Below are 24,841 nucleotides of genomic sequence, written 5' to 3'. Positions count from 1 at the left end.
TGCTTGCTGTTCCATTCCTGCCGCGACCCTGACGTCTGCGGCTGCTGCTTTCCTGCTGTTTTCCTGCTGTTTTCCCGCTGATCTTGCCCATGACGACTATCGCCACCCCGACTTCGCGCCTGCGCGATCTGCGCCAGAACGTACTGGCCGGCCTTACCACTTCCTTTGCACTGGTGCCCGAATGTATCGCCTTTGCGCTGGTGGCCCAGTTGAACCCGCTCATGGGGCTATATGGTGCTTTCTTCATCTGTACCATCACGGCTCTTTTCGGTGGCCGCCCGGGCATGATTTCCGGGGCTGCCGGCTCGATGGCCGTGGTCATCGTGGCGCTGGTGGTGCAGCATGGTGCACAGTATTTCCTGGCGACGGTGGTGCTCTCGGGCGTGATCATGCTGCTCTTCGGTGCGCTCAGGCTGGGCAAGCTGGTGCGCATGGTGCCGCATCCGGTGATGCTGGGTTTCGTCAATGGCCTGGCCATCGTGATCGCCATGTCGCAGCTGGAGCATTTCCGTGTCGATACTGCTGCCGGTCCGCAATGGCTGCAGGGCTCGGCGCTGGCCATCATGATCGGCCTGACCCTGGCGACCATGCTGATCGTGTGGCTGCTGCCGCGCGTGACCAAGGCGGTTCCACCGGCGCTGGCGGCCATTCTGGGGGTGGGACTGGTGACCTGGGCCAGCGGCCTGCATACCCGTACGCTGGCCGACATGGCCCACATCGCCGGCGGCCTGCCGCCACTGCACTGGCCGAGCGTGCCGATGAACCTGGAGACGCTGCGCATCATCGGTCCCTACGCGGTACTCATGGCCATCGTCGGCCTGCTTGAAACCCTGCTGACCTTCAATCTCACCGATGAGATCACCTCCAGCCGGGGCCAGCCCAACCGCGAATGCCTGGCCCTGGGCGCGGCCAACATCGTCTCGGGCCTGTTCGGTGGCATGGGCGGTTGCGCCATGATCGGCCAGACCATGATCAACCTCGGCTCCGGCGGCCGGTCGCGGCTCTCCGGGGCGGTGGCCGGTGGCATGATCCTGCTGTTCATCCTGTTCCTTTCGCCGGCCATCGAGCGCATTCCTCTGGCCGCGCTGGCCGGGGTCATGCTGGTGGTGGCGCAGGAGACCTTCGCCTGGGGCTCGCTGCGGGTGCTGGGCAAGGTGCCGCGGAACGACGCGCTGGTCATCATTGCGGTGACGGTCATTACGGTGCTGACCGATCTGGCCGTGGCGGTGTTGTGCGGCATCGTGATCGCCGCGCTCAACTTCGCCTGGCAGCATGCGCGCGAAGTGCGCTCGGATGTGCGCGATGAAGACGACGGCAGCCGCACCTACCTGCCGCATGGCACGCTGTTCTTTGCTTCCACCACGCATTTCCTCGAATTGTTCGATACCGTCAATGATCCGCAGCAGGTCACCCTGGATTGCCGCCATCTGCGCCTGGCCGATCATTCCGCCATTGCTGCCGTGCAGACCCTGGCCGAGCGCTATGCCCGACTTGGCAAGGACCTGCGCGTGGTGACCTTGTCGCAGCGCTGCAGCCAGTTGTTGCAGCGGGCGGGCTTGCCGCAGGTGGCGTAAAAAATGCCCGCCGTCGCTGGGTGCGGGGCGGGCTGAAGTACCACGGGAAATTCTGCTGCATGACCGGCCCGCATCGAAGGATGCGGGCCGGTTTTTCGTATTGCTGGTTTTTGTTTGTTGCTTGTCGCTGCGGGCGCTCCTACTTCGAGGAAGACAGCTGCGTCGCCGGTCCGCCCCAGCCGCCGCCCAGTGCGCGGATCAGGTTGACGGTGGAACGGGCGCGTTCGCCATCGAGCGTGACCGAGGCGCGCCTGGTCTGCAGCACGGTGCGATCGGCATCGATGACGCTGAAGTAGCTCACCGCACCCTCGCGGTACTGCGTGTGCGAGAGTTTGGCTGCGCGCGAGGAGGCAGCCACGGCTTCATCCTGGGCGCGGTTCTGGTCATCCAGGATGCGCAGATTGGCCAGGTTGTCTTCCACTTCGCGGAAGGCATTCAAGACCGTGCCGCGATAGGTGGCCACCTGTTCTTCATAGCTGGCGCGCGCACGATCCACACCGGCCTGACGGCGGTCGCCATCGAAGAGCGGCATTGACAAGGCCGTGCCTACCAGCGGTCCCAGCAGGAAAGTGCGGCTGGACCAGTTGAAGAGATCGCCCAGTTGCGCCGACTCATACCCCAGGCCACCGGTCAGGTTCAGCGCCGGGAAGAAGGCCGACTTGGCCACGCCCACGCGGGCATTGGCGGCAGCCATGGCGCGCTCGGCGGCGGCGATGTCGGGACGGCGTTCCAGCAGCGCCGAAGGCAGCCCCGCCGGCACCGATACGTTCAGGCGCGTGAGCGGTTGTGGCGGCAGCGAGAACTCGGCCGGGGTGCGGCCCAGCAGGATCGCCAGCGCATGTTCGGCACTGGCGCGCTGGCGCGCAATGCCCAGCGCCTCCGATTGGGCCGAGGCCAGTTCGGAGCGGGCACGGGCGACGTCGACCTCGCTGATATCACCCTCATCGAAGCGGCGCTGCACCAGGCGCAGCGATTCCTGGCGCAGGTCCACAGTGCCGCGGTACAGCTCAGCGGCGGCATCCAGTTCGCGCACCTGGAAATACTGCTGCGCCACGTCGGCCTGCAAGGCCAGCAGCACCGAGTGGAACAATGCCTCGCTGCGCTGGGCATCGGCGGTGGCGGCATCGACCGTGGAGGCGACCCGGCCGAACAGGTCAACTTCGTAAGAAACATTCACTTGTGCGCGATACAGAGTGAACGGTTGTGTATTGGCATCGGCCGCTAACCCTTGTGAGGCGGGCGAAGGGCGCTGGCGGGTCGCGCCGACCCCTGCATCCACCTGCGGGAAGTAGCCCGAGCGTGCATCGCGGGTCAGGGCGCGCGCCTGGCCGAGTCGCGCGGCGGCGGCCTTGAGGTCCTGGTTGGCTTGCTGGGCGGTGTCTTCGAGGGCGTTCAGCTTGTCGTCACCGAAGATCTTCCACCACTGGCCGCGGGCGATGTCTTCGGCGGGCTGGGCGGTCTTCCACTGGCTGCCGTTTTCGCCGGTCTGCGCGGTCGGGGCGGCTTCCTTGAAGGCGGCCGGGGTGTCCACCGAAGGACGTTCATAGGTCGGGGCCACCGAGCAGCCGGCCAGTACCAGCAGCGCTGCCAGCAGGGCCGAGCCGATGCGCACGGGGCGCAGCAGGCGGCTCATCGATAGAGATTGGGTCATCATTTTTCTTGCTCCATTCATGGGCTGATCCGCAGATCAGCGATCATCCTGTGCGCCCGGTGCAGCGTGGGCGATGTGGGTGCCGGCAGTCATCGGTGCTTCGTGATGCGAGGCCGAGTGCAGCGCGCGGCGGTCGATGGTGCGCAGCAGGACATAGAACACCGGGGTCAGGAACAGGCCGAACAGGGTCACGCCCAGCATGCCGAAGAACACCGCGATCCCCATCGCATGACGCATTTCCGAACCCGCGCCGGAGGACGTCACCAGCGGCACCACACCCATGATGAAGGCGATGGAGGTCATCAGGATCGGACGCAGACGCAGGCGGCTGGCTTCGATGGCGGCTTGTACGGCGCTGCGGCCCTGCATCTCCAGTTCGCGGGCGAATTCCACGATCAGGATGGCGTTCTTGGCCGAGAGTCCCACCAGTACCATCAGGCCGATCTGGGTGAAGATGTTGTTGTCGCCACGGGTCAGCCAGACACCGGTCAAGGCCGCCAGGATGCTCATCGGCACGATCAGGATCACGGCCAGCGGCAGGGTCAGGCTTTCATACAGCGCAGCCAGCACCAGGAACACCAGCAGCACGCTGATCGGGAACACCCACACGCCCGCATTGCCGGCCAGGATCTTCTGATAGGTCAGGTCGGTCCATTCGAACTTGATGCCGCGTGGCAGGGTGGCAGCGGCCACGCGTTCGGCAGCAGCCTGGGCCTGGTCCGACGAATAGCCGGGTGCCGGGCCGCCGTTGATGTCGGCGGCGGTATAACCGTTGTAGCGCACCACCATTTCCGGACCGAAGGTCTGCTTGACCTTCACCACCGAAGACAGCGGCACCATCTCTCCGGCATCGTTGCGGGTCTTCAGTTGCGCGATGTCCTCGGCCTTGGCGCGGAAGGGCGCGTCAGCCTGGGCACGCACCTGGTAGACGCGGCCGAAGCGGTTGAAGTCGTTCACATACAGCGAGCCGAGGTAGATCTGCATGGTGTTGAACACATCGGTGACAGGGATGCCGAGCTGCTTGGCCTTCACACGATCCAGTTCCACATCCAGTTGCGGCACGTTGATCTGGTAGCTGGAGAACATCGGACCCAGCGCCGGTTCCTTGGCCGCCGCCTTCATGAAGGCTTGTGCGGCCTTGTCCAGTTCGGCATAACCCAGCGCACCGCGGTCTTCGATCTGCATCTTGAAGCCACCCAGCGTGCCCAGCCCCATGACTGGCGGTGGCGGGAAGACGGCGGTGAAGGCTTCCTTGATGCTGCCGAATTTCTTGTTCAGCGAGGCGGCGATGGCATTGCCCGACAATTCCTTGCTCTTGCGTTCCTCAAAGGGCTTCAGACCCACGAAGACGATACCGGCCGAGGAGCTGTTGGTGAAACCGTTGATGGACAGGCCGGGGAAGGCAATCGCACTGGCCACACCGGGTTCCTTCAACATGATGTCGCTCATCTTGCGCATCACTTCTTCGCTGCGGTCGATGGAGGCGCCATTGGGCAGCTGCGCGAAGGCCACCAGATATTGCTTGTCCTGCCCCGGCACGAAACCGCCGGGGACGATGTAGGACACCCCCAGGGTCGCGGCCAGCAGCACCACATACACGCCCATGGTGGCGCCCTTGCGCTTGATCACGCCGGTCACGCCGCCGCCGTAGTTGTTGGAGGCGCGATTGAAGAAGCGGTTGAAGCGGATGAAGAAACCACCGAGGAAGCGGTCCATCTGACGCGTCAGCCAGTCCGGCTTGTCACCGTGGCCCTTGAGCAGCAGGGCGGCCAGGGCCGGCGAGAGCGTCAACGAATTGAAGGCCGAGATGACGGTGGAAATCGCAATGGTCATCGCGAACTGCTTGTAGAACTGGCCGGTCAGGCCGGTCATGAAGGCCAGCGGCACGAACACCGCCACCAGCGTCAGGGCAATGGCGATGATGGGGCCGGAGACCTCCTGCATGGCGCGATAGGTTGCGTCGCGCGGCGAGAGCCCGGCGCCGATGTTGCGCTCGACGTTTTCCACCACCACGATGGCATCGTCGACCACGATACCGATGGCCAGCACCATCCCGAACAGCGACAGCGCATTGATGGTGTAGCCGAAGCCCAGCATCAGCGAGAAGGTACCGATGATGGACACCGGCACCGCCAGGAGCGGAATGATGGAGGCGCGCCAGGTCTGCAGGAAGATGATCACCACGATCACCACCAGCGCAATGGCTTCCAGCAACGTATGCACCACCGCTTCGATGGAAGCACGCACGAACTGGGTGGGGTCATAGACGATGCTGTAGCTGACCGAGCTGGGGAAGTCGGCCGACAATTCCTTCATCGCCGCGCGCACCTGGGTCGAGACTTCCAGCGCATTGGCGCCGGGCGCCTGGAAGATGGGGATGGCCACGGCCGGCTTGTTGTCCAGCAGCGAGCGCAGGCCGTATTCGGAAGCGGCCAGCTCCACCCGGGCCACGTCACCCAGGCGGGTGGTGGCGCCATCCGGCGAGGCTTTCAGGATGATGTCGCGGAATTCGGCTTCGGTCTTCAGGCGGCCTTGCGCGTTCACCGACAGTTGCAGCGGCGTGTCGGGCGAGCTGGGCGAGGCGCCGATCACACCGGCGGCCACCTGCACGTTCTGCTCGCGGATGGCGCGTACCACATCGCTAGCCGTCAGGCCGCGCTGCGCTACCTTGTTGGGATCGAGCCAGACGCGCATGGCGTAGTTGCCAGAACCGAACAGGCCCACTTCACCGACACCCTGGATACGCGCCAGGCGGTCCTTGACGTTGAGGACCGCATAGTTGCGCAGGTAGGTGGTGTCATAGCGGTTGTCGGGCGAGGTCAGGTGCACCACCATGGTCAGCGTGGGGGAGGACTTGAGCGTGGTCACGCCCAGGCGCTGCACGTCTTCCGGCAGGCGCGGCAGGGCTTGCGAGACGCGGTTCTGCACCAGTTGCTGGGCCTTGTCGGGATCGACCCCCAGGCGGAAGTTGACGGTGATGGTGAGGTTGCCGTCGCTGTTGGCCTGCGACTGCATGTAGAGCATGTTTTCCACACCGTTGATCTGCTCTTCCAGCGGTGCGGCCACGGTCTCGGCGATCACCTTGGGGTTGGCGCCGGGATACTGGGCGCGCACCACCACCGAGGGCGGCACCACTTCCGGATATTCGGAGATGGGCAGCTGCAGCATGGCCAGCACGCCGCCCAGCAGGAGCAGTACCGACAGCACACCCGCGAAGATCGGGCGGTCGATGAAGAATTTGGAGATATTCATGTAGGTTCCTTGTCAGTCGTCAGGATGCAAACGCCCGGGCAGCGGGCGGTTTGCGCCCCTGCGACTTGTTCTTCCTTGAATGCGAGAGAGGTCTGTGCCGGATCAGGCCTTGCCGGCAGCGGGCGCCGGTGCCGCTGTCGCGGTCTGCACCTGCATCGGCACCACGGTCGGGGTGATGGCGTCACCCGGACGGATGCGCTGCAGGCCATTGACCACGATGCGTTCACCCGGCTGCAGACCCTTTTCGATCACCACCAGGCCATCGTGACCGGCGCCTACCACCACCTGGCGATAGTTGGCGTGGTTGTCCTTGTCGGCCACCATCACGAAGCGCTTGTCCTGGTCGGTGCCGATGGCCTTTTCATCGATCAGCACCGCCTCATGGGGCGAGCCGCCACCCAGGCGCACGCGGGCATACAGACCCGGTACCAGCTGGCCGTCGGCATTGTCGAAGATGGCGCGCACGCGGATGGTGCCGGAGGCGGTGTCGAGACGGTTGTCCACCGAACCGACCCGGCCCTTGCGGGAGTAGCCGTCTTCATTGGCCAGGCCCAGTTCCACGGGGACGGTGGTGCCTGCGGCGCGGGCCGGGTTGACGTATTTCAGGAAACTTTGTTCATCTACGTCGAAGGAGGCATAGACCTTGGCCACGGATACCAGCGTGGTGAGGGGCGCATTGGCTGCACCGGGGTTCACTACGTTCCCGAGCGTGACTTCGGCGCGGGAAATACGTCCGGACACCGGTGCGGTGATGCGGGTGTATTCCAGGTTCAGGCGTGCTGCACGCAGGGCGGCGCGGGCGGCGGCGACGTTGGCTGATGCTTCGCGCGAGGCGTTCTGCTTCTCTTCGAAGTCGCGCTTGGCGATGGCGTTGTCGCCCAGCAGGCGCTGACCACGGGCCAGGTCGGAGGCGGTGTAGCCGGCGCGGGCTTCTGCACCGGCCAGTTGGGCTTCGGCACGGGCGACTTCGGCCTCATAAGGGCGCGGATCGATGGTGAAGAGCAGATCGCCCTTCTTGACCAGCGCGCCATCCTTGAAGTGGACGGCGGTCAGGGTGCCGCCAACCAGGGGACGGATTTCGACACGATCGACGGCTTCGATGCGGCCCGAATAGGATTGCCAGTCGATGATCCGGCGCTGGACCACTTCGGCCACATCGACCGGGGCACCAGCGGCGGCGGCGGTCGGTGCGGTGGTGGCGTTGGCCGAGAGGCCTACCACCGAAATGGCGCCACCGATAGCGAGGGCGATGACGGCCAGGACCGTAGCGGTGAGAGCGAAGCGTTTGCGCAGTGGAGCGGGAGTGTTCATTTTCTTGTCCTCAAAGTGAAGTGGAGGGGTGAAGCGGATACGGCAGGAATTCAGCGGGCGCGGCATCGCGTCGCAAGCTGGCGAAGCGACAGCGCAGGAAATTGACGATCTCGGTCAGCAGCGGCAGGTGCGTACGCAGGGCGCCATGCGTGATACCGGCAAAGCGCGAGACCTGGGTCGGCACACCGGCGCGGATCAGGCTGGAGGCGTATTTTTCCGCCTCCGGACACAACACGTCGCGCTCGGCGGTGGCGATGAAGGCCGGCGGCAGACCGGCCAGGCGGCTCACTTCCAGCGGTGCGGCATAGGGATGCAGGCGCTGCATGGTCTGCGGCAGGTACTGGCGATAGCTGGCCGCACAGGTCTCGGCGGTGAGGTCCGATTGCAGGCGGGCGGCGTCGCCCAGCAGGCGCATGCTCGGATCCAGCATCGGGCTGATCAGCACCTGGGCCGCCAGCGGCTTGCCGCAGCGGTCGCGCGTCATCATGGTCAGGCTGGCGGCCAGGCTGCCACCGGCGTCGTCACCGGCCACCACCATGCGCTCCAGGTCCACCTTCAGTTCGGCCGCGTTCTTGCAGGCCCAGGTGGCGGCGGCAAAGGCGTCTTCGGGCGCGGCCGGGAAGGGCTTGGCCGGGGCCAGCGCGTAGCCCACAGAGAGCACCACGGCCTGGTTGTGCCGTGCCAGGAAACTGGCCGGGGTATCGGCGTCGTCCAGTGAACCACTGGTGAAACCGCCACCGTGGAAATACAGCACCAGCGGGCGTTTCTCGCCCTTGGGCAGCGCTTCGGCGGGCTGGTACAGACGCACGGGGATACGTCCCAGCGGGCCTGGAACGAAGAAATTGCGGATGTCCAGCGAAGAGGAAGCGTGCATGATGAGCGCCCGGGCCGAAGCCACTTGTCCAAGAATGAGGCGAATTGTGCGGCACAGCAGGGTCTCGAATAAACACCTATAATCCAACAACACTGTTCGGCAACCCTGAACAATCGGGAGAATCAATTCATTCACTTTGCTATCCTTTTGGTGAAGAAAAAACCAGGTCAGCCGCCCCGGCCGGGCAGGCTTGCTGAGGTGGCATCGGCAAGATTGGCTGCCGATGCACTAAGTTGGCTGGCTTTTGGCGTTATTTGGTTTAAATTGGGATGAGGCTTGTTGCTGCATCCCGTCATGGCAAGACGGCGCGCCGGGGGCGGTGCCTGGCCTTGCGTGGATCTGTCTTGGCCCCCGTTTGCCGCGCCGGTGTTGACCCCGGTGGCGGCCTCAAAGGAGAGAGCGATGGACCGTTTCCAGGCCATGCAGGTCTTTACCGCTGTGGTGGATGCCAACAGCTTCACGCGCGCTGCCGACAACCTGAACCTGCCGCGCACCACCGTCACCACCCTGATCCAGGGGCTGGAGAGCATGCTGCAAGTGCGCCTGCTGAACCGCACCACGCGCCGCATCAGCCTCACACCTGATGGCGCAGCCTATTACGAGCGCTGCGTGCGCATCCTGGCTGACATCGACGAGACCGAGCAGTCCTTCCGCAATGTCACGCGCGGCCCGCAGGGACGACTGCGCATCGACGTGCCCGGCTCGATCGGGCGCCTGATGTTGCTGCCCAATCTGTGCGATTTCTACGGCAAGTACCCGGACATCGAACTGGTCATGGGCATGGGCGACCGTCCGGTGGATCTGGTGCAGGAGGCAGTGGACTGCGTCATCCGCGTGGGCGAGCTGCAGGATTCCTCGATGGTGGCGCGCCGCATCGGCACTTTCCAGACCGTGACCTGCGCCGCGCCTTCCTACCTGGAGCGCCATGGCGTACCGCACACCCTGGAAGATCTGCAGCAGCACCAGTCGGTGCATTACTTCTCCAGCCGTACCGGGCGCACCATCGACTGGGATTTCGTGGTCGATGGCGTCACCCGCGAGGTGAAGATGAACGGACGTCTTTCCGTCAACGATGCCGATGCCTACGTGGAATGCGCACTGCAGGGCTTCGGCATGGTGCAGGCGCCGCTCTACATGGTCACGCGCCACATCGACGAAGGCCGGCTGGTGGAGGTGCTGTCGCAATGGAAGCCGGCACCGCTGCCAATCTCGGTGGTGTACCTGCACAACCGTCATCTCTCGCCCAAGGTGCGCGCCTTCGTGGACTGGGTGGCCGAGCTGTTCGCTACCTGCCCGCTGAACAAGGCCTGCACCATGGGCATGGAAGACAGCGAGTGCCACTTCGTCAACAAGCCCGAATCCACGACGGTGCGTACGGTGGTAGAGCAGTACAACATCGCGGAGAGCGTGTTCTGACCGATTCTGTATCGCTTTGGGTTCGGCGAGGATTATGCAGTGGTGGCACCGCTTTAGGCGTGCCTTAAGTTGCAGATTTTCTGCCCGATTCTCTGTGTGTCGTGCTTGGGTTTTCAGGTGGGGCAGCCCCACGTCCTTTTGTATGCTGCGTTGTTGGAATTTTGGTCGGACCCATTCCTGTTGCGGCATACCTGATTCTGCAAACTTCTTGCCTGATTCTCCGGTCTTGCATCATGGAGGATCAGGCAAATGTCAGTCCGCGCTACAGTCGTGTCTGTCTTTCAATGAGAGGAGCTTATGGACCTCGATCTGCATTCCCTGCAGGATGCCGGGCCCTTGCTGCTGCCTGATGCGGCGCCGAGCGCCGCGGACCAGGAGAGGGATGACCCGCGTTTCCAGGCCATGCAGCAGGAACTGTTGCAGTTGCTGGAGCGCTATACGACAGGTGCCGAGGGCATGCTGGCCACGGCCATTCCCAACATGGAAATCTATCGCATCACCTGCCCGACCGGCCCCAAGCACGCGGTGCAGAAGCCGGTTTTTGCGGTGATTGCGCAGGGTTCCAAGCGCATCTTCGTGGGCGACGAGATCTACGAATACGATCCCATGCACTACCTGGTGGCCTCGGTCGATCTGCCGGTGGTCGGCAAGGTCATGGTCACCAGTCCTGACGAGCCCTATCTGGGTTTGCGGCTGGAGCTGGATACCCAGGAAATCGGTGAGCTCATCGGCGATGAAAACCTGCCCGCCGCCGCCAGCCTGGGCGAGGGGGCGGCACGCGGGCTGTACGTGAACCGGCTCGACGTCGACCTGCTCGACGCGGTGCTGCGCCTGTTGCGCCTGCATGAAACGCCGCGCGATGTGCCGATCATGGCGCCCATGATACGGCGCGAGATCCTGTACCGGCTATTGATGAACGGGCAGGGCGCGCTGCTGCGCCAGACCGTTTTGCAGGATAGCCAGATGAACCGCGTGGCCAAGGCGATCCGGCTCATCAAGGAGGGTTATGACCAGGCGCTGCGCATCGAGGATGTGGCACGCGAGGTGCACATGAGCGTATCTTCGCTGCATCATCACTTCAAGCTGGTGACGGCCATGAGTCCGCTGCAATACCAGAAGAACCTGCGTCTGCAGGAAGCGCGCAAGCTGATCCTCACCGCCGACGCCAGCGTGGCCACCGCTGCGCATCGCGTCGGGTATGAAAGTTCATCCCAGTTCAGCCGTGAATACAGCCGCCTGTTCGGCGCCCCGCCCCTGCGCGACAAGCGGCGCTGGCAGGAAGAGGAAGCGCCGGTCTTGTGAGCCTGTGAGGTATGCAATCGGGCAGTTGATTTATCCACACCCTTTTTTCGATTTGGAGAGAGCATGCACTATCGTCGCCTTGGCAAGAGCAATCTGAAGGTATCGGCCCTGTGTTTGGGGTCGATGATGTTCGGGGATCAGACCGATCTGCAGGAGTCCGGCCGCATCGTGGCCTCGGCCCGTGAGCATGGCGTCAATTTCATCGATACTGCCGACGTCTACACCAAGGGCAAGTCCGAGGAAATCGTCGGCAAGCTGCTGGCCGGACAGCGCCACGAGTGGGTGCTGGCCAGCAAGCTGGGCAATGCCATGAGCGGCAAGCCCAATGAGTCGAACTACTCGCGCAGCTGGATCGTGCGCGAGACCGAGAACATCCTCAAGCGCCTGGATACCGATTACCTCGACATCCTCTACATGCACCGCGACTACCAGGAAGAGAACCTGGAGGAAGCCGTGCAGGCTCTGGGCGATCTGATCCGTGCGGGCAAGATTCGCGGGTTTGGCGTCTCCAATTTCCGTGGTTGGCGCATTGCCGAGATCGTGCGGCTGTGCGAGAAAAACAATGTGCCGTTGCCGCTGGTGTGCCAGCCGTATTACAACCTGCTCAATCGTCAGCCGGAAGTGGAAATCCTGCCGGCTTGCGCGCATTACGGTTTGGGCGTGGTGCCTTACAGCCCGATTGCACGCGGGGTGCTGACCGGCAAGTACCAGCCCGGTCAGAAGCCGCCCGAAAACACGCGCGCCGGTCGGGGCGACAAGCGCATGATGGAAACCGAGTTTCGCGAGGAATCGCTGCTGATCGCGCAGCGGCTGCAGCAGCACTGCGAAGCGCGCGGCATCAAACTGGGCCAGTTCGCCACCGCCTGGGTGCTGGCCAATTCGGCCATCAGCAGCGTGATCGCGGGGCCGCGCACGCTGGTGCAGATGGAGGATTACTACGATGCGGCGGACCTGAAGATCACTGCCGAGGAGGAAGCGCTGGTGGATAGCCTGGTGACGCCCGGGCATGCTTCCACGCATGGGTATAACGATCCGAATTATCCGTTCTTTGGGCGGGTGGTGACCCGCTGAAGCCACGGAACGATTCTGGCATCACGCGAGCGGATCAGCGCAATGCCCCGATCCGCCGCGCCCCTTCCGCCTTGATCTGCTGAATATCCGTCCCCGGCACCACCAGATCCATCCCGATATGCTTCATGCGCTGGGCCATCTCCATGGTCCCGGCGAAGATCCCCACGTATTTGCCCAGCCTGCGCGCCAGCGCCAGCAGATGGTCGATGGCGTCATTGAGGTGCACGTCGTCGTAGGCATCCGGCGCCAGGCCCAGTTCGATGGCCAGGTCGCTGGGGCCGATGAAGATGCCGTCCAGGTCAGGGGTCTGCAGGATCGCTTCAGCGTTGGCATAGCCTTCGCGGGTCTCGATCATGGCCAGGGTCAGAATGGTGGCGTTGGCGTGCGCAAAGTAGTCCGCTCCGCCATACAGGAAGCCGCGCGCCGGGCCATAGCTGCGTCCGCCGCGCGGGGAATAATGACATGCCCGCACGAAGCGCTCGGCGTCGGCCGCCGTGTTGATGAGCGGACAGATCACACCATAGGCACCGGCGTCGAGCAGCTTGTTGATTTCTCCCAGGCTGTTTTCGGAGCAGCGCACCAGCGGTATGGCGGGCGTGCCGGAGATGGCCTGCAGCATCGGCAGCGCCGATTCGATCGAGAAGGGACCGTGCTGCAGATCCACCGTCACCGCATCGTAGCCGCTGTGCCCCAGCACTTCGGCCAGCAGCGAATTGCCCATCGATACCCAGCCCGAGAGGGCCAGTTGCTGTTGCGCGAAGAGGGTGCGCAGCCGGTTTTCCCGCATCGTTCGTCTCCCGTGGATAGGCCAGCGCAGATGCTGGCGATGTGCCATGTTAAGTCCGAATGCGGGCGCCTGAGATGAAACTTCTTCAGGCGCGGTACCGGAAGGGCGCATCGTCGATGGCGCGCCGGCGGCCGGCGATCTGGTCGGCCACCAGCGCCGCACTGCCACAGGCCAGCGTCCAGCCCAGCGCACCCTGGCCAATGTTGAGATGCAGATTCTCCACCGGCGATGCGCCGACGATGGGCACGCCGCTCGGCGTGGCCGGCCGAAATCCCGTCCACGGCGACAGCGTCGCATCCTCGCCCAGCGCGCAGCCGGGGAAGAGCTCGCGCAGGCCATTCTTCAGTTCCTCGATGGCCGAGGGCGGGATGCGGGCGTCGCGGCCCACCAGCTCGATGCGGCCCGCCACGCGCAGCCGTTGGCCGAGGCGTGCATAAACGATCTTCCTGGCGATGTCGGTGATGGATACCTGAGGCGCCGCGGCGCGGCTGGCCTCATCCTCCAGCGGCACGGTGATGCTGTAGCCCTTGAGTGGATAGAGTGGCAGGCGCAGATCGACCAGGCGCGCGAAGTCCGCGCTATCGGCACCCAGTGCCAGCACGAAACGGTCGGCAGCAATCCATTGGCCACCGGCCTGCACCGCGCGCAGGGCACGCCCTTCGCGGCGTACGGCATCAACGCGGGCAGCGCCGATGAAACGGAAATCCGGATGCGCCTGCATGGTTTCGACCAGGGCGCGGCAGAATTGCGGACAATCGCCCGCCTCTTCACTGGGCGTGTAAACCCCGCCAACCCAGTCGCGCTGTGAGTGGCCCAGGGCCGGTTCGATGCGGATGCACTCGGCCGCGCTGAGTACCTCTTGCCGGCAGCCATGCTGCGCCTGGAATTGCACCTGCTGCGCAGCCGCCTCCAGCCCTTGTGCATCGGTAAACATGACCAGCTTGCCGGAACGCTGATGATCGAAGGACAGCTGCAGGCCGGCATTCCATTGGGTGAGCTGGTCGCGACTGTAGAAGGCCAGTTGCAGCAGGTCGATGGTGGTCTGGCGTACGCGCTGCGCATTGCAGCAGCGCAGGAACTGCAGCAGCCAGCGATATTGGGCGCTATCGGCGGTCGGCTTGATGGTCAGCGGCGAATCCTTGCTGAACAGGTAGTATGCCCATTTGGTCCACACTGAGGGATCGGCCAGGGGGGCCACGTAGGAATAGCTGAGCTGGGCACCATTGCCCTGGCTGGTGCCCTCGCCGGGTTGGTCGCGGGCATCGATGAGGCTGACCTGATGGCCATCCTGCAGGAGACGGTAGGCAGTGGTCACGCCGATCACGCCGGCGCCCAGTACGCAGATTTGCATGGTGTTTCGTTGAAGTCAGTCAGGAACCGCGCGGCGCAGGGCCTGTAGCGGATCAGCAGCAGACTACCGAAGAGCCGCTCGGGTGTCACATGCCGAATCGGCATGATCTTTTTGCGTGGGCGCAAAAGCGTTTTGCGATGGACGATGCGCGGTGTCGGCCCATGCTGCGCTACAATAGCGCCCGATGCAGGCCAGACAGCCGCTGGCCGTCTTCGCAAGGAGGCGGCGGGAGGAAGGTCCGGACTCCACAGAGCAGGGTGACGGTTAACGGCCGTCCGCTGAAAGCCGGCGCAAGCCGGTATAAGGCGAGGAACAGGGCCACAGAGACGAGCGTATTCAGTTACGGTGAAACGCGGTAACCTCCACCCGGAGCAATTTCAAATAGGCACGCGTTGATGTGGCTCGCGGAGCGTGCGGGTAGAAAGCTTGAGCGGCGGAGCGATCCGTCGCCTAGAGGAATGGCTGTCATAGCGGGTTTCCCGCCGTAACAGAATCCGGCCTACCGGCCTGCTTCATTGAATTCGATTTTTTCTTCATTCTTCATAACAACACTGCGGCCCGTGGGCACTGCGGGCTCGCCAGAGACCCCAGGAGACCCATGAACCAAGCCGCCGCCCCCGTGGCATTCGAAGAACTGACGGCCGCCAACGGCCAACGCATCGGCATCGCCACCCTCGCTTCCGAAAAGACCCTGCATGCCATCTCGCTGGAGATGGTCAGGCTGCTCACGCCCCAACTGCAGCAGTGGCAGGCCGATCCGGGCGTGGCCATGGTGATGCTGCAGGCGCAGGGCGACAAGGCCTTTTGTGCCGGTGGCGACTTGCAGCAGCTCTATCGCTCCATGCGCGAACATCACGCCTCGCCCGCGCGCGAGGACATTGGCGCCAATTCCTACGCAGCGGAATTCTTCGAGCAGGAATATCGCCTGGATTATCTTGTCCACAGCTTCGCCAAGCCCATCCTGTGCTGGGGGCATGGCATCGTCATGGGCGGTGGTATCGGCCTGATGGCCGGTTGCAGCCATCGCGTGGTCACCGAAAAATCGCGTCTGGCCATGCCGGAAATCACCATCGGGCTCTATCCGGATGTGGGCGGCAGCTGGTTCCTGTCCCGCATGCCGGGCAAGAGCGGCGTCTTCCTGGCGCTCACCGGTGCCAACCTCAATGCCAACGACGCCCTCTTCGCCGGCCTGGCGGACTATCGCGTGGCCCATGCCGCCAAGGCATCGGTGATCGATGCCCTGCTGATGCAGCCCTGGGGAGAGGGCAAGGATGCCGAGCTGCTGGATCGTGTACTGGGTGCGGCGCAGGTTTCTTGCTCGTCGCAAGGCACGGCATCGTTTGCGGCCTCCAGCCTGCGTACGCATTTCGACCTGATCGAGTCCCTCTGCCGTCGGCCCACCTTGCCGGAAATCGTCGAGGGCATTCTGAGCTTGCAGACCGAGGATGCCTGGCTGAGCAAAGCCCAGGCTACCCTGCGGGCCGGCTCGCCCGGTTCGGCCTGGCTGGGCTATGCCCTGCAGAAGCGTGTGCGTCCGCTGTCGCTGGCGGAGGTGTTCCGGCTGGAATTCGTGGTGTCGCTGCATTGCGCGGCACGCCCCGATTTCGTCGAGGGCATCCGCGCGCTGATCATCGAGAAGGACCAGAAACCACAATGGAATCCGGCCTCTCTGGCCGCAGCCACGCCGGCATGGGTAGAGGGATTCTTTGCCGATCCCTGGTCGCGCCAGGCGCATCCGCTGGCCGACCTGGGCGCCTGAAGCGCTTCAGGTCGACCCCGGTCGGGTCGACGGACGGCCCGTGCTTACAGGCCCAGTTCGGACAGGCCGGGATGGTCGGCCGGACGCGGGCCTGAGCGGTCCCAGTGGAATTTGCGTTCCGCTTGCCTGATCGGCAGATCATTGATGGAAGCATGGCGCAGGCGCATCAGTCCATGCTCGTCGAATTCCCAGTTCTCGTTGCCATAGGAGCGGAACCAGCTCCCCGAATCGTCGTGCCATTCGTAGGCGAAGCGCACGGCGATGCGGTTGCCTTCGTGCGCCCAGACTTCCTTGATGAGTCGGTAATCCAGCTCGCGCGCCCATTTGCGGGTGAGGAAGGCGACGATCTCGGCGCGTCCGTGGACGAAGTCGGCGCGGTTGCGCCAGCGGCTGTCTTCGGTATAGGCCAGCGAGACGCGCTGCGGATCGCAGGAATTCCAGGCATCTTCGGCAGCGCGCGCCTTCATGGCGGCCGTCTCACGGGTGAACGGGGGCAGCGGTGGACGCTGGGCGGGGCTATTCATCGACAGTCTCCTTGGGTGTGCCGGATGGGTCGGCTGTTCATGGTCTACGACGGGACGACAAGCGGGAATGCGGCTGTATGGAGCGATGGATCGAAAAATTCTAGGCGCTGCGCCGGACCTTGGCAAACAAAGCCTGCCTGTGCGGGAGACCGTCATTGCTGTGCGTTGCGCGCCAACGGGCAACTGTGCTGGAGGGACATCGCTCTGCGGTGTGGCCCTCAAGAGAAGCGATGAGGAAGAAGAAACGAGCGGGAAGGCGAGGAGGGGGGGAGGGACGGCCGATCCTGTCGAATCGGCCTCGATTTGAATGCCCTGAACCTGGTTGAGGGCATTCAAATGCGTGAAGCGTGAAATTATTTCTTCTTCTTGTTGACGGCTTCCTTGAAAGCCTTGCCAGCCGAGAACTTCACGGTGGTCGCAGCGGCGATCTTGATTTCTTCGCCGGTTTGCGGGTTGCGGCCGGTGCGGGCAGCGCGCTTGCCGGTCGAGAAGGAACCGAAGCCAACCAATTGCACGGTATCGCCCTTGGTCACGGCCTTGATGATGTTCTCGATGACGGAGTCCAGCGCGCGCTGGGCTGCTGCCTTGGAGATCTCGGTGTCGGCGGCGATAACGTCAACCAATTCAGATTTGTTCACTTTTAAATTCCTTTCACTGTTAAGGTGCCCAGATTTTAGCACTGGAATGAGCCGGATCCGCAAGCCCTATCTGCGTTTTCAGCCGATAGGGCCTGGTCGGAACCAGCCTTGATTGAAAAAAATCGACGTGCTCTTCAACACCCGCAAACGGGCCATGCCGGCCGCGTTTTTGCGTATCGATCTTCCCAAAGACACGGATAGTAAAAGGTGCTCGCCGCCGAAGTCAAAACAAAAACGCTTCCTGCCATTCATTTGACGAAGAATTTCATGAAGTTTCGGGATCACAAGCGTTCTCGCCGCATCTGCTGAGGCGCTTGCCCCGCAGGGCAATGCCCTCGTTGTCAGGGTGACGATGCAGGGCGAGGCATGCTCCGGACTGCCCCAAACGGATATTTCTTGTCCATTTTCGCGCCATCCGGTGAACTTAAGTTGCACTGCAAAATCCATGTCCTTTGGTTCAGTTCACTCGCAAATCCTGCGCTTTCCTGCTCCCGTCGTTTTCCCTCTCCCTGCTGCCCCGAAATCGGGCAGACCGCCGCGTCCATGCGCCGCAAATCCGCGCCGTTGCGCAATTCTGGCGCGAAACACATGTGTATAGCTCAGGTTGCACCTTCAATGTAAATGCTAAGTCCTTCATTTTCTTCACAAATGTTATGAAGAGGGTGTTTTAAGGAAGTGCGCTAAGTCTTTGACTTTATTAGCAAAATCGCGGTTTTTCGCTGCGTATACCGCTTGACCTGCAATAGTGCATCCACTAAAGTGGGCGGCAGTGTCAAAAAGTGTTTTTTTGTGGGGCATTTGTGGTGTCATTTGCATTTGCCCGGCACGACACGGCACCCGATCAGCAATCTCACTCGCCGCAGGCGAAGGAAAAACACAGTGTTCCAGGGCGCGTCAGCACTCAATCTCGATGCCAAAGGACGGATGACCATTCCGGCCAAGCATCGTGACGCCCTGATTGTGCAGTGCGAAGGACGCGCCACCGTGACGCGCCATCCGCATGGCTGCCTGTTGTTCTTTCCGCGCCCGACCTGGGAGACGCATCGCGAGCAGATCGCCAACTGGCCGATGTCGGCCCGTGCCTGGCAGCGCATCTTCCTGGGCAATGCCCAGGACGTGGAGCTCGACAGTGCCGGCCGCATCCTGATTGCGCCCGAACTGCGCGCGGCCGTGGGCTTGCAGCGCGATGTGATGTTGCTGGGCATGGGTAGTCATTTCGAAATCTGGGATGCCGTCAAGCTGGCCGAGAGTGAAGCCGAGGCCGTGGCGGGTGGCATGCCGGATGTGTTGAGCAACTTTTCCTTCTGACGGCCGGACAAGATGAATCTGCAACCGGTGCCCGAGCTGCAGCACCGCACCGTGCTGTTGGAAGAAGCCGTGGACGCGCTGGCCATTGCGGGCGAGCGCGCCAATGGCATTTACCTGGACGGAACCTTCGGCCGTGGCGGTCATAGCCGCGCCATCCTGTCCAGGCTGGGCCCGCAAGGGCGCCTGATCGCATTTGACAAGGATCCGTTGGCCATTGCCACGGCGCACAAGATTGACGATGCCCGCTTCGAGATCGTGCACGACAGCTTCGCGACCATGGATGAGGCGCTGGCCGCACGCGGCATCGCGCAGGTCGACGGGGTATTGATGGATTTGGGCATCTCGTCGCCGCAGGTGGATGACGCCGCGCGCGGCTTCAGTTTTCGGCTCGATGGCCCGCTGGACATGCGCATGGATACCACCCGTGGCGTGTCGGCAGCGGAATGGCTGGCAACGGCAGATGAACAGCAGATTGCAAAGGTGATACGAGATTATGGGGAAGAACGGTTTGCTCTTCAGATTGCAAAGAAGATTGTTGCTGGCCGGGCAATCGAGCCAATTTCAAGCACACGACAGCTTGCCGCGCTCGTGGCACAAGCCGTCAAAACCCGCGAGAAAGGCAAAGACCCGGCCACTCGTACCTTTCAGGCTGTACGGATTTTCGTCAATCAAGAGCTTGAAGAACTCGAAGTAGGACTGGACAAGGCATTTGCCCAGATGGCGCAGCACGGGAGATTGGTCGTGATCAGCTTTCACTCGCTGGAAGATCGCATCGTCAAGCAGTTCATGGCCTCCAAAGCCCATGCGCCGCAGCCTGACCGTCGCCTGCCGATCCGTGCCGTGGACCTGCCGCAAGCCCCGGCCCGCCTGCTGCCGCGCGTCATGCCCAGCAGTGCCGAAGTCGAATCCAACCCGCGTGCCCGCTCGGCGGTCATGCGCGGCCTGGAGCGCGTGATGCCGGTGTCCACCCGCACCACCGAAGGGGCGCCTGCATGACCGGGCGTCTGTGCATCCTGCTGACCATCATGCTGGTGGGTTGCGCGCTGTCGGTGGTGAGCGCCCAGTACAAGGCACGCAGCCTCTTCATCGAGCTGGAACGCGCCCAGAGCGCGGCGCGCCAGCTCGACGTCGATTGGGCGCAGTTGCAGCTGGACCAGTCCACGCTGGGCAAGAATGCCCGCATCGAGGAGCTGGCACGGCGTGATCTGGGCATGGTCCCGGTCACCGCCGCCCGTACCCAATACCTCACCGTGGGGGGGCCATGACCAAGATGCCCCCGCGTACCAACCTGACCGGCGCTCGCGTGGCTGCCTCCAAGGGCGTGGCGTTTTCGTCCAATCCCATCCTGCAGGTCAAGCTGCCGGCCTGGCGCTCGCGCTTCGTGCTGTTCGTGCTGTTTGCCGCCTTCGTGGCGCTGGTGCTGCGCGCGCTGTGGCTGCAGGGCGTATCGACCGATTTCCTGCAGAAGCAGGGCGCCTCGCGCTACGCCCGCACCCTGGAAATGCCCGCCACGCGCGGCAAGATCCTTGACCGCAACGGCCAGGTGCTGGCTTCCTCGGTGCCGGTCAAGGCGATCTGGGCCATCCCCGACGATGTGCAGGGCGCACCCAAGGACAAGCTGGTGCAGCTGGCCAAGCTGCTGGACATGAGCGATGCCGAGCTGCGCAAGAAGCTCGATTCCGACCGCAGCTTCGTCTATCTGAAGCGCCAGGTCGAGCAGGATACCGCCGACAAGATCGTCAAGCTGGGCATCCCCGGCATCCAGACCCGCAAGGAATACAAGCGCTTCTATCCCGAAGGCGAGGTGATGGCGCACGTGGTCGGCTTCACCAACATCGAGGATGCCGGCCAGGACGGCATGGAGCTGTCCGCGCAGAAGACGCTGGCTGGCGTGACCGGCAGCCGCCGCGTCATCAAGGACCGCCTGGGCCGTGTGGTGGAAGATATCGAATCGATCCGCGAGCCGCACGATGGCCGTGACCTGACCTTGTCCATCGACAGCAAGATTCAGTACATCGCCTTCACGCAACTGAAGGAAGCGGTAGAAAAATACAAGGCCAAGGCCGGCGGCATCATCGTGGTCGATGCCAAGACCGGCGAAGTGCTGGCCATGGCCAATCTGCCCTCCTACAATCCCAACGACCGTTCGGTGCTGACCGGGGCGCAGCTGCGCAATCGCGTGGTGACCGATACCTTCGAACCGGGCTCGACCCTCAAGCCCTTCACCGTGGCGCTGGCGCTGGACACGCATCGCGTGACTCCGTCCACGGTGTTCCAGACCGCGCCCGGCAAGATGACCATCGGCACCGCCACCATCGGCGATTCGCATCCCCACGGTCCGCTGACGGTGGCGCAGATCATCGAGAAGTCTTCCAACATCGGCACTGCCAAGATCGCGCTGGGCATGCCGGCCGAAGAGATGTGGGAAATGTTCACCACGGTCGGTTTCGGTCAGCAGCCCAAGTTCGGCTTCCCGGGGGCGGTGGCCGGTCGCGTGCGTCCCTACAAGTCGTGGCGCCCGATCGAGCAGGCCACCATGAGCTACGGCCACGGCATTTCGGTGTCGTTGATCCAGCTGGCCCACGCCTATCTGATCTTCGCCCGCAATGGCGACATCATTCCCTTGTCCTTCACCAAGGTCACCGATTCGCCCATCGGCCAGCGTGTCATCTCGGCCGATACCGCCCTGCAGATGCGTCGCATGCTGGAAACCGTGGTCGCTCCGGGCGGTACGGCACCGCAGGCCCAGGTGCCGGGCTATCGCGTCGGCGGCAAGACCGGTACCGCTTACAAGATCGAAAACGGCAAGTACGTGCGCAAGTACGTGGCCTCGTTTACGGGCATCGCCCCGATGTCGGACCCGCGCCTGATCATCTCGGTGATGATCGACGAGCCGCAAGGTCAGCACTTCGGCGGCCCGGTGGCCGGCCCGGTATTTGCCAACGTCGCCGCCAATGCCTTGCGCGCATTGAACGTACCGCCGGATTCCAGCGTGACCAACATCATCATTCCCAAAGAACCGCTTGAGGAGAGCATGTAATGTCCGAGCGCGTTCCCAGCCTTCAAGACATCCTCGCCTGGCTGCGCCAGGCGTCGCCGTCTGCGCAACTCACCTCGGATTCCCGCCGCGTGGCGGCCGGCGACGTGTTCTTCGCTTACGTGGGCGACGCCGATGGCCGCTCCTATATTGCCGATGCCGTCGAGCGGGGCGCGGCCGCCGTGCTCTACGAAGCCGACGGTTATACCTGGCCGGCCCAGATCGACGTGCCGCACCTGCCCCTGTCCGACCTGAAGGCGCGCGCCGGCGAGATCGCCGCCGCCTGGTACGGCCAGCCTGATCAGGCCATGTTGACGGTGGCCGTCACCGGCACCAATGGCAAGACTTCCTGCGCCTACTGGCTGGGTACCGCATTGTCGCGTCTGCCCGGCGCCAGCGCCGCCGGCGTGATCGGTACGCTCGGCGTGGGCAGCTTTGTCAATGGCAAGCCGCAAGGCTTCGAGGTCACCGGCTACACCACACCGGACGCCGTACTGCTGCAACGCAGCCTGTTCAAGTTGTCGCAGGGCCGCGTCGGTGCGCTGGCCATCGAGGCCTCCTCCATCGGACTGGCCCAGGGGCGCATGAACGGCATGCACGTCGATGTCGCGCTGCTGACCAATTTCACCCGTGATCACCTGGATTTCCACGGTGACATGCAGACCTACGAAGACGCCAAGCGCAAGCTGTTCCAGTGGCCGGGCCTGAAGCACGCCGTGGTCAACCTGGACGATGGCATGGGCCAGCGCCTGCTGCCGCTGCTGGCCGAGCGCAAGCTGCCGGTGATCGGTTACGCCATCGCCGACGAGCAGGGCGGCAACACGCACGGCGTACCGACTTTGCGCGCCAGCCAACTGCGCAGCAGCCATACCGGCACCGCCTTCCACGTCGATTCCCCTTTCGGCAGCGGCCAGGTCAAGACCCAGCTGGTGGGACGCTTCAATGTCAGCAACGTGCTGGGCATCATGGGCGTACTGCTCACGCAGGGCGTGGCCTGGGATGCCGTGGTCGCCGCAGCGGCCGCACTGACCCCGGCACCGGGCCGCATGCAGCAGTTCGGCGGCCCTGATGTGCCGCTGATCGTGATCGATTACGCCCATACCCCCGACGCCCTCGACAAGACCCTGTCCACCCTGCGCCAGGTCGCCACCCAGCGTGGCGGCCAGCTGTGGTGCGTATTCGGCTGCGGTGGTGATCGCGATCCGGGCAAGCGCCCGCAGATGGGCCAGATCGCCGAGCAGGCCGACCAGGTCGTGCTGACCAGCGACAATCCGCGCAGTGAAGATCCGCAGGCCATCATCGAGCAGATCCGTGTAGGCATGAGCCGCGTCGAACCGGTGGTGCTGCCCGACCGCGCCGGCGCCATCCTGTGGGCGATCCGCCATGCCACCCGCTCCGACGTGGTACTGCTGGCCGGCAAGGGGCATGAGCCCTACCAGGAAATCGCCGGCAAGAAACTGCCCTTCCTCGATGCCGACCATGTCGCCCTGGCCCTGGCCGCGCGCTCGACGATGATGGGAGGCGCATGATGCGATTCGATTTCCGCCAGTTGCTGGAGTGGATCCGCACCGCCGAGCAAGCCGCCTCCGCACGCACCGTGCCGGGCGTGGTCAATGCGCCGGCAGGCGTACTCGAACTCAATGACGTCGTCACCGACAGTCGTGCGGTCAAGCCCGGCAATGTCTTCGTCGCTCTGCGCGGCGAGCGCTTCGATGCGCATGATTTCCTCGATACGGTAGCCGCCCAGGGTGCTGCCGCCGTGGTGGTCGAACGCGTACCGCCAGGCCTTGGCGTGCCGGCCATCGTGGTACCCGACACCCGCGCCGCACTGGGCCAGATCGCCCATGGCTGGCGTATCCGGCATCAGATCCCGGTGATCGGCGTGACCGGCAGCAACGGCAAGACCACCGTCAAGGAAATGATCGCCGCCATCCTCACGGCCGCCTTCGGTGAAGACGGCTACCTGGGTACGCGCGGCAATTTCAACAACGAGATCGGCGTCCCGCTGACCTTGTTCCGTCTGCGCGCGCAACATCAGGCTGCCGTCATCGAGATGGGCATGAATCATCCGGGCGAAATCGCCGTGCTTTCTCGCATTGCCGCGCCCACGCTGGGGTTGGTCAACAATGCCCAGCGCGAGCATCAGGAATTCATGGCCAGCGTCGAAGCGGTGGCACGCGAAAACGGCGCCGTGATCCGCCACCTGCCTGCTGACGGCGTGGCCGTGTTCCCGTCCGATGATGATTTCACCGCGCTCTGGCGTGAAGAAGCCGGTGCCCGCCGCGTGCTGACTTTCGGCCTGACTGCGCAAGCCGATGTCAGCGCCAGCTATCAGGCCAGCGCCTTCGGCAGTACCCTGCAGGTGACCGTGAAAGGTCTGGCCGTCCCGCCCGCGCAGTTCAAGGTGGAACTGGCCGCCGTCGGTGAGCACAACGTGCGCAATGCCCTGGCTGCTGCCGCCTGCGCGCTGGGTGCCGGCATCACGGTTGAGGCCGTGGTACGCGGCCTGCAGAGCTTTGCCCCGGTCAGTGGCCGCCTGCAGCGCAAGCAAGCCCGCAGCGGCGCGCTGGTGATCGACGACACCTACAACGCCAACCCCGACTCCGTGCGCGCCGCCATCGACGTGCTGGCCGCCATCGACGGTCCGCGCGTGCTGGTGCTGGGCGACATGGGTGAAGTCGGCGACCAGGGCCCGCAGTTCCATGCCGAGATCGGCGCCTATGCCCGCAGCCGTGGCATTCCGCTCTTGCTCGGACTGGGCGAATTGACGAAACACGTCGTCAGTTCGTATGGTCCGGCGCTGCAAGGTGTAGCGCAGGCTACGCATTTCGACGATATCGCCGCACTCAATGCCGCGGTGGAAAAGGCTGCCCCGCAGGGGGCGACCATTTTGGTAAAAGGTTCACGCTTCATGAAGATGGAGCGAGTTGTACAGCATCTGGTCAACGTTGAATCACTCTCGCAACATCAACAGGAGACCCATTAG

General features: G+C 63.7%; 20 protein-coding genes and 1 other RNA gene. 12 read left to right on the top strand and 9 right to left on the bottom strand.

The genetic code is table 11. From position 1 onward, the window contains the following. Positions 1-89: 89 nt before the first annotated feature. The gene (locus HNO82_RS04970) at positions 90-1,574 is read left to right on the top strand and encodes a SulP family inorganic anion transporter (protein WP_175342940.1); all 1,485 of its coding nucleotides are present in this window, start codon (positions 90-92) and stop codon (positions 1,572-1,574) included. A gap of 139 nt (positions 1,575-1,713) precedes the next feature. Here HNO82_RS04970 and HNO82_RS04965 read toward each other — a convergent pair whose 3' ends face one another. From HNO82_RS04965 to HNO82_RS04950, 4 genes are all read right to left on the bottom strand, one after another. After that, positions 1,714-3,228: an efflux transporter outer membrane subunit gene (locus tag HNO82_RS04965; protein WP_175342939.1), complete on the bottom strand. Its 1,515-nt coding sequence runs from the start codon at positions 3,226-3,228 to the stop codon at positions 1,714-1,716. Positions 3,229-3,261: 33 nt separating this feature from the next. Next, a complete protein-coding gene (locus tag HNO82_RS04960; RefSeq protein WP_175342938.1) occupies positions 3,262-6,477 on the bottom strand; it encodes an efflux RND transporter permease subunit in 3,216 nt (1,071 codons plus the stop codon). Between the two features lie 102 nt (positions 6,478-6,579). Then, positions 6,580-7,788 carry an efflux RND transporter periplasmic adaptor subunit gene (locus HNO82_RS04955; RefSeq protein WP_175342937.1) on the bottom strand — a complete coding sequence of 403 codons (1,209 nt, stop codon included), beginning with the start codon at positions 7,786-7,788 and terminating at the stop codon, positions 6,580-6,582. 10 nt (positions 7,789-7,798) lie between these two features. Beyond that, positions 7,799-8,662, bottom strand: coding sequence for an alpha/beta hydrolase fold domain-containing protein (locus HNO82_RS04950; RefSeq protein WP_175342936.1), 864 nt, complete (start codon positions 8,660-8,662; stop codon positions 7,799-7,801). 402 nt (positions 8,663-9,064) lie between these two features. Here HNO82_RS04950 and HNO82_RS04945 point away from each other — a divergent pair, with 402 nt between their 5' ends. From HNO82_RS04945 to HNO82_RS04935, 3 genes are all read left to right on the top strand, one after another. Next, positions 9,065-10,078 carry a LysR family transcriptional regulator gene (locus HNO82_RS04945; protein ID WP_008334492.1) on the top strand — a complete coding sequence of 338 codons (1,014 nt, stop codon included), beginning with the start codon at positions 9,065-9,067 and terminating at the stop codon, positions 10,076-10,078. A 297-nt stretch (positions 10,079-10,375) separates the two neighbouring features. After that, a complete protein-coding gene (locus HNO82_RS04940) occupies positions 10,376-11,380 on the top strand; it encodes an AraC family transcriptional regulator (protein ID WP_175342935.1) in 1,005 nt (334 codons plus the stop codon). Positions 11,381-11,443: 63 nt separating this feature from the next. Beyond that, positions 11,444-12,451, top strand: a complete 1,008-nt coding sequence (locus HNO82_RS04935) for an aldo/keto reductase (protein ID WP_175342934.1) — start codon at positions 11,444-11,446, stop codon at positions 12,449-12,451. Between the two features lie 34 nt (positions 12,452-12,485). On the opposite strand, the gene HNO82_RS04930 is transcribed toward HNO82_RS04935, so the two are convergent. Further along, complete coding sequence (locus tag HNO82_RS04930; protein WP_175342999.1) at positions 12,486-13,238, bottom strand: HpcH/HpaI aldolase family protein; 753 nt, start codon at positions 13,236-13,238, stop codon at positions 12,486-12,488. Between the two features lie 85 nt (positions 13,239-13,323). Next, complete coding sequence (locus HNO82_RS04925) at positions 13,324-14,589, bottom strand: D-amino acid dehydrogenase (RefSeq protein ID WP_008334508.1); 1,266 nt, start codon at positions 14,587-14,589, stop codon at positions 13,324-13,326. A gap of 183 nt (positions 14,590-14,772) precedes the next feature. Between HNO82_RS04925 and rnpB the strand changes: the two genes are divergently transcribed. Together rnpB and HNO82_RS04915 are read left to right on the top strand one after the other, a co-directional pair. After that, an RNA gene (gene rnpB, locus HNO82_RS04920) (RNase P RNA component class A) lies at positions 14,773-15,107 on the top strand. Between the two features lie 80 nt (positions 15,108-15,187). Then, entirely contained in the window at positions 15,188-16,348 is a 1,161-nt protein-coding gene (locus HNO82_RS04915; RefSeq protein WP_175342933.1) for an enoyl-CoA hydratase/isomerase family protein, read from the top strand. A gap of 44 nt (positions 16,349-16,392) precedes the next feature. Here the strand turns inward: HNO82_RS04915 and HNO82_RS04910 are convergent, their stop codons facing one another. From HNO82_RS04910 to HNO82_RS04900, 3 genes are all read right to left on the bottom strand, one after another. Next, positions 16,393-16,872, bottom strand: a complete 480-nt coding sequence (locus HNO82_RS04910) for a nuclear transport factor 2 family protein (protein ID WP_175342932.1) — start codon at positions 16,870-16,872, stop codon at positions 16,393-16,395. A gap of 353 nt (positions 16,873-17,225) precedes the next feature. After that, entirely contained in the window at positions 17,226-17,510 is a 285-nt protein-coding gene (locus tag HNO82_RS04905; RefSeq protein WP_006465510.1) for an HU family DNA-binding protein, read from the bottom strand. Between the two features lie 78 nt (positions 17,511-17,588). Further along, positions 17,589-17,957, bottom strand: a complete 369-nt coding sequence (locus HNO82_RS04900) for a hypothetical protein (protein WP_175342931.1) — start codon at positions 17,955-17,957, stop codon at positions 17,589-17,591. Between the two features lie 432 nt (positions 17,958-18,389). Here HNO82_RS04900 and mraZ point away from each other — a divergent pair, with 432 nt between their 5' ends. From mraZ to HNO82_RS04870, 6 genes are read left to right on the top strand one after another with little or no spacing between them, the layout of a single operon-like run. After that, a complete protein-coding gene (gene mraZ / locus HNO82_RS04895; protein WP_006465511.1) occupies positions 18,390-18,818 on the top strand; it encodes a division/cell wall cluster transcriptional repressor MraZ in 429 nt (142 codons plus the stop codon). Positions 18,819-18,830: 12 nt separating this feature from the next. After that, complete coding sequence (gene rsmH / locus HNO82_RS04890) at positions 18,831-19,814, top strand: 16S rRNA (cytosine(1402)-N(4))-methyltransferase RsmH (protein ID WP_175342930.1); 984 nt, start codon at positions 18,831-18,833, stop codon at positions 19,812-19,814. Continuing rightward, positions 19,811-20,083 carry a cell division protein FtsL gene (gene ftsL, locus HNO82_RS04885; protein ID WP_175342929.1) on the top strand — a complete coding sequence of 91 codons (273 nt, stop codon included), beginning with the start codon at positions 19,811-19,813 and terminating at the stop codon, positions 20,081-20,083. The genes rsmH and ftsL overlap by 4 nt, the downstream gene beginning before the upstream one ends. Continuing rightward, entirely contained in the window at positions 20,080-21,858 is a 1,779-nt protein-coding gene (locus tag HNO82_RS04880) for a peptidoglycan D,D-transpeptidase FtsI family protein (RefSeq protein WP_008334521.1), read from the top strand. The genes ftsL and HNO82_RS04880 overlap by 4 nt, the downstream gene beginning before the upstream one ends. Next, positions 21,858-23,384 carry a UDP-N-acetylmuramoyl-L-alanyl-D-glutamate--2,6-diaminopimelate ligase gene (locus HNO82_RS04875; RefSeq protein WP_175342928.1) on the top strand — a complete coding sequence of 509 codons (1,527 nt, stop codon included), beginning with the start codon at positions 21,858-21,860 and terminating at the stop codon, positions 23,382-23,384. Before HNO82_RS04880 ends, HNO82_RS04875 begins: the two co-directional genes overlap by 1 nt. Continuing rightward, positions 23,381-24,841, top strand: coding sequence for a UDP-N-acetylmuramoyl-tripeptide--D-alanyl-D-alanine ligase (locus HNO82_RS04870; RefSeq protein ID WP_175342927.1), 1,461 nt, complete (start codon positions 23,381-23,383; stop codon positions 24,839-24,841). The genes HNO82_RS04875 and HNO82_RS04870 overlap by 4 nt, the downstream gene beginning before the upstream one ends.

This window comes from Herbaspirillum sp. C9C3 (assembly GCF_013359625.1).
In the GTDB taxonomy this organism is placed as follows: Bacteria; Pseudomonadota; Gammaproteobacteria; order Burkholderiales; family Burkholderiaceae_D; genus Herbaspirillum.
This window is presented reverse-complemented; position numbering and strand designations above follow the sequence as displayed.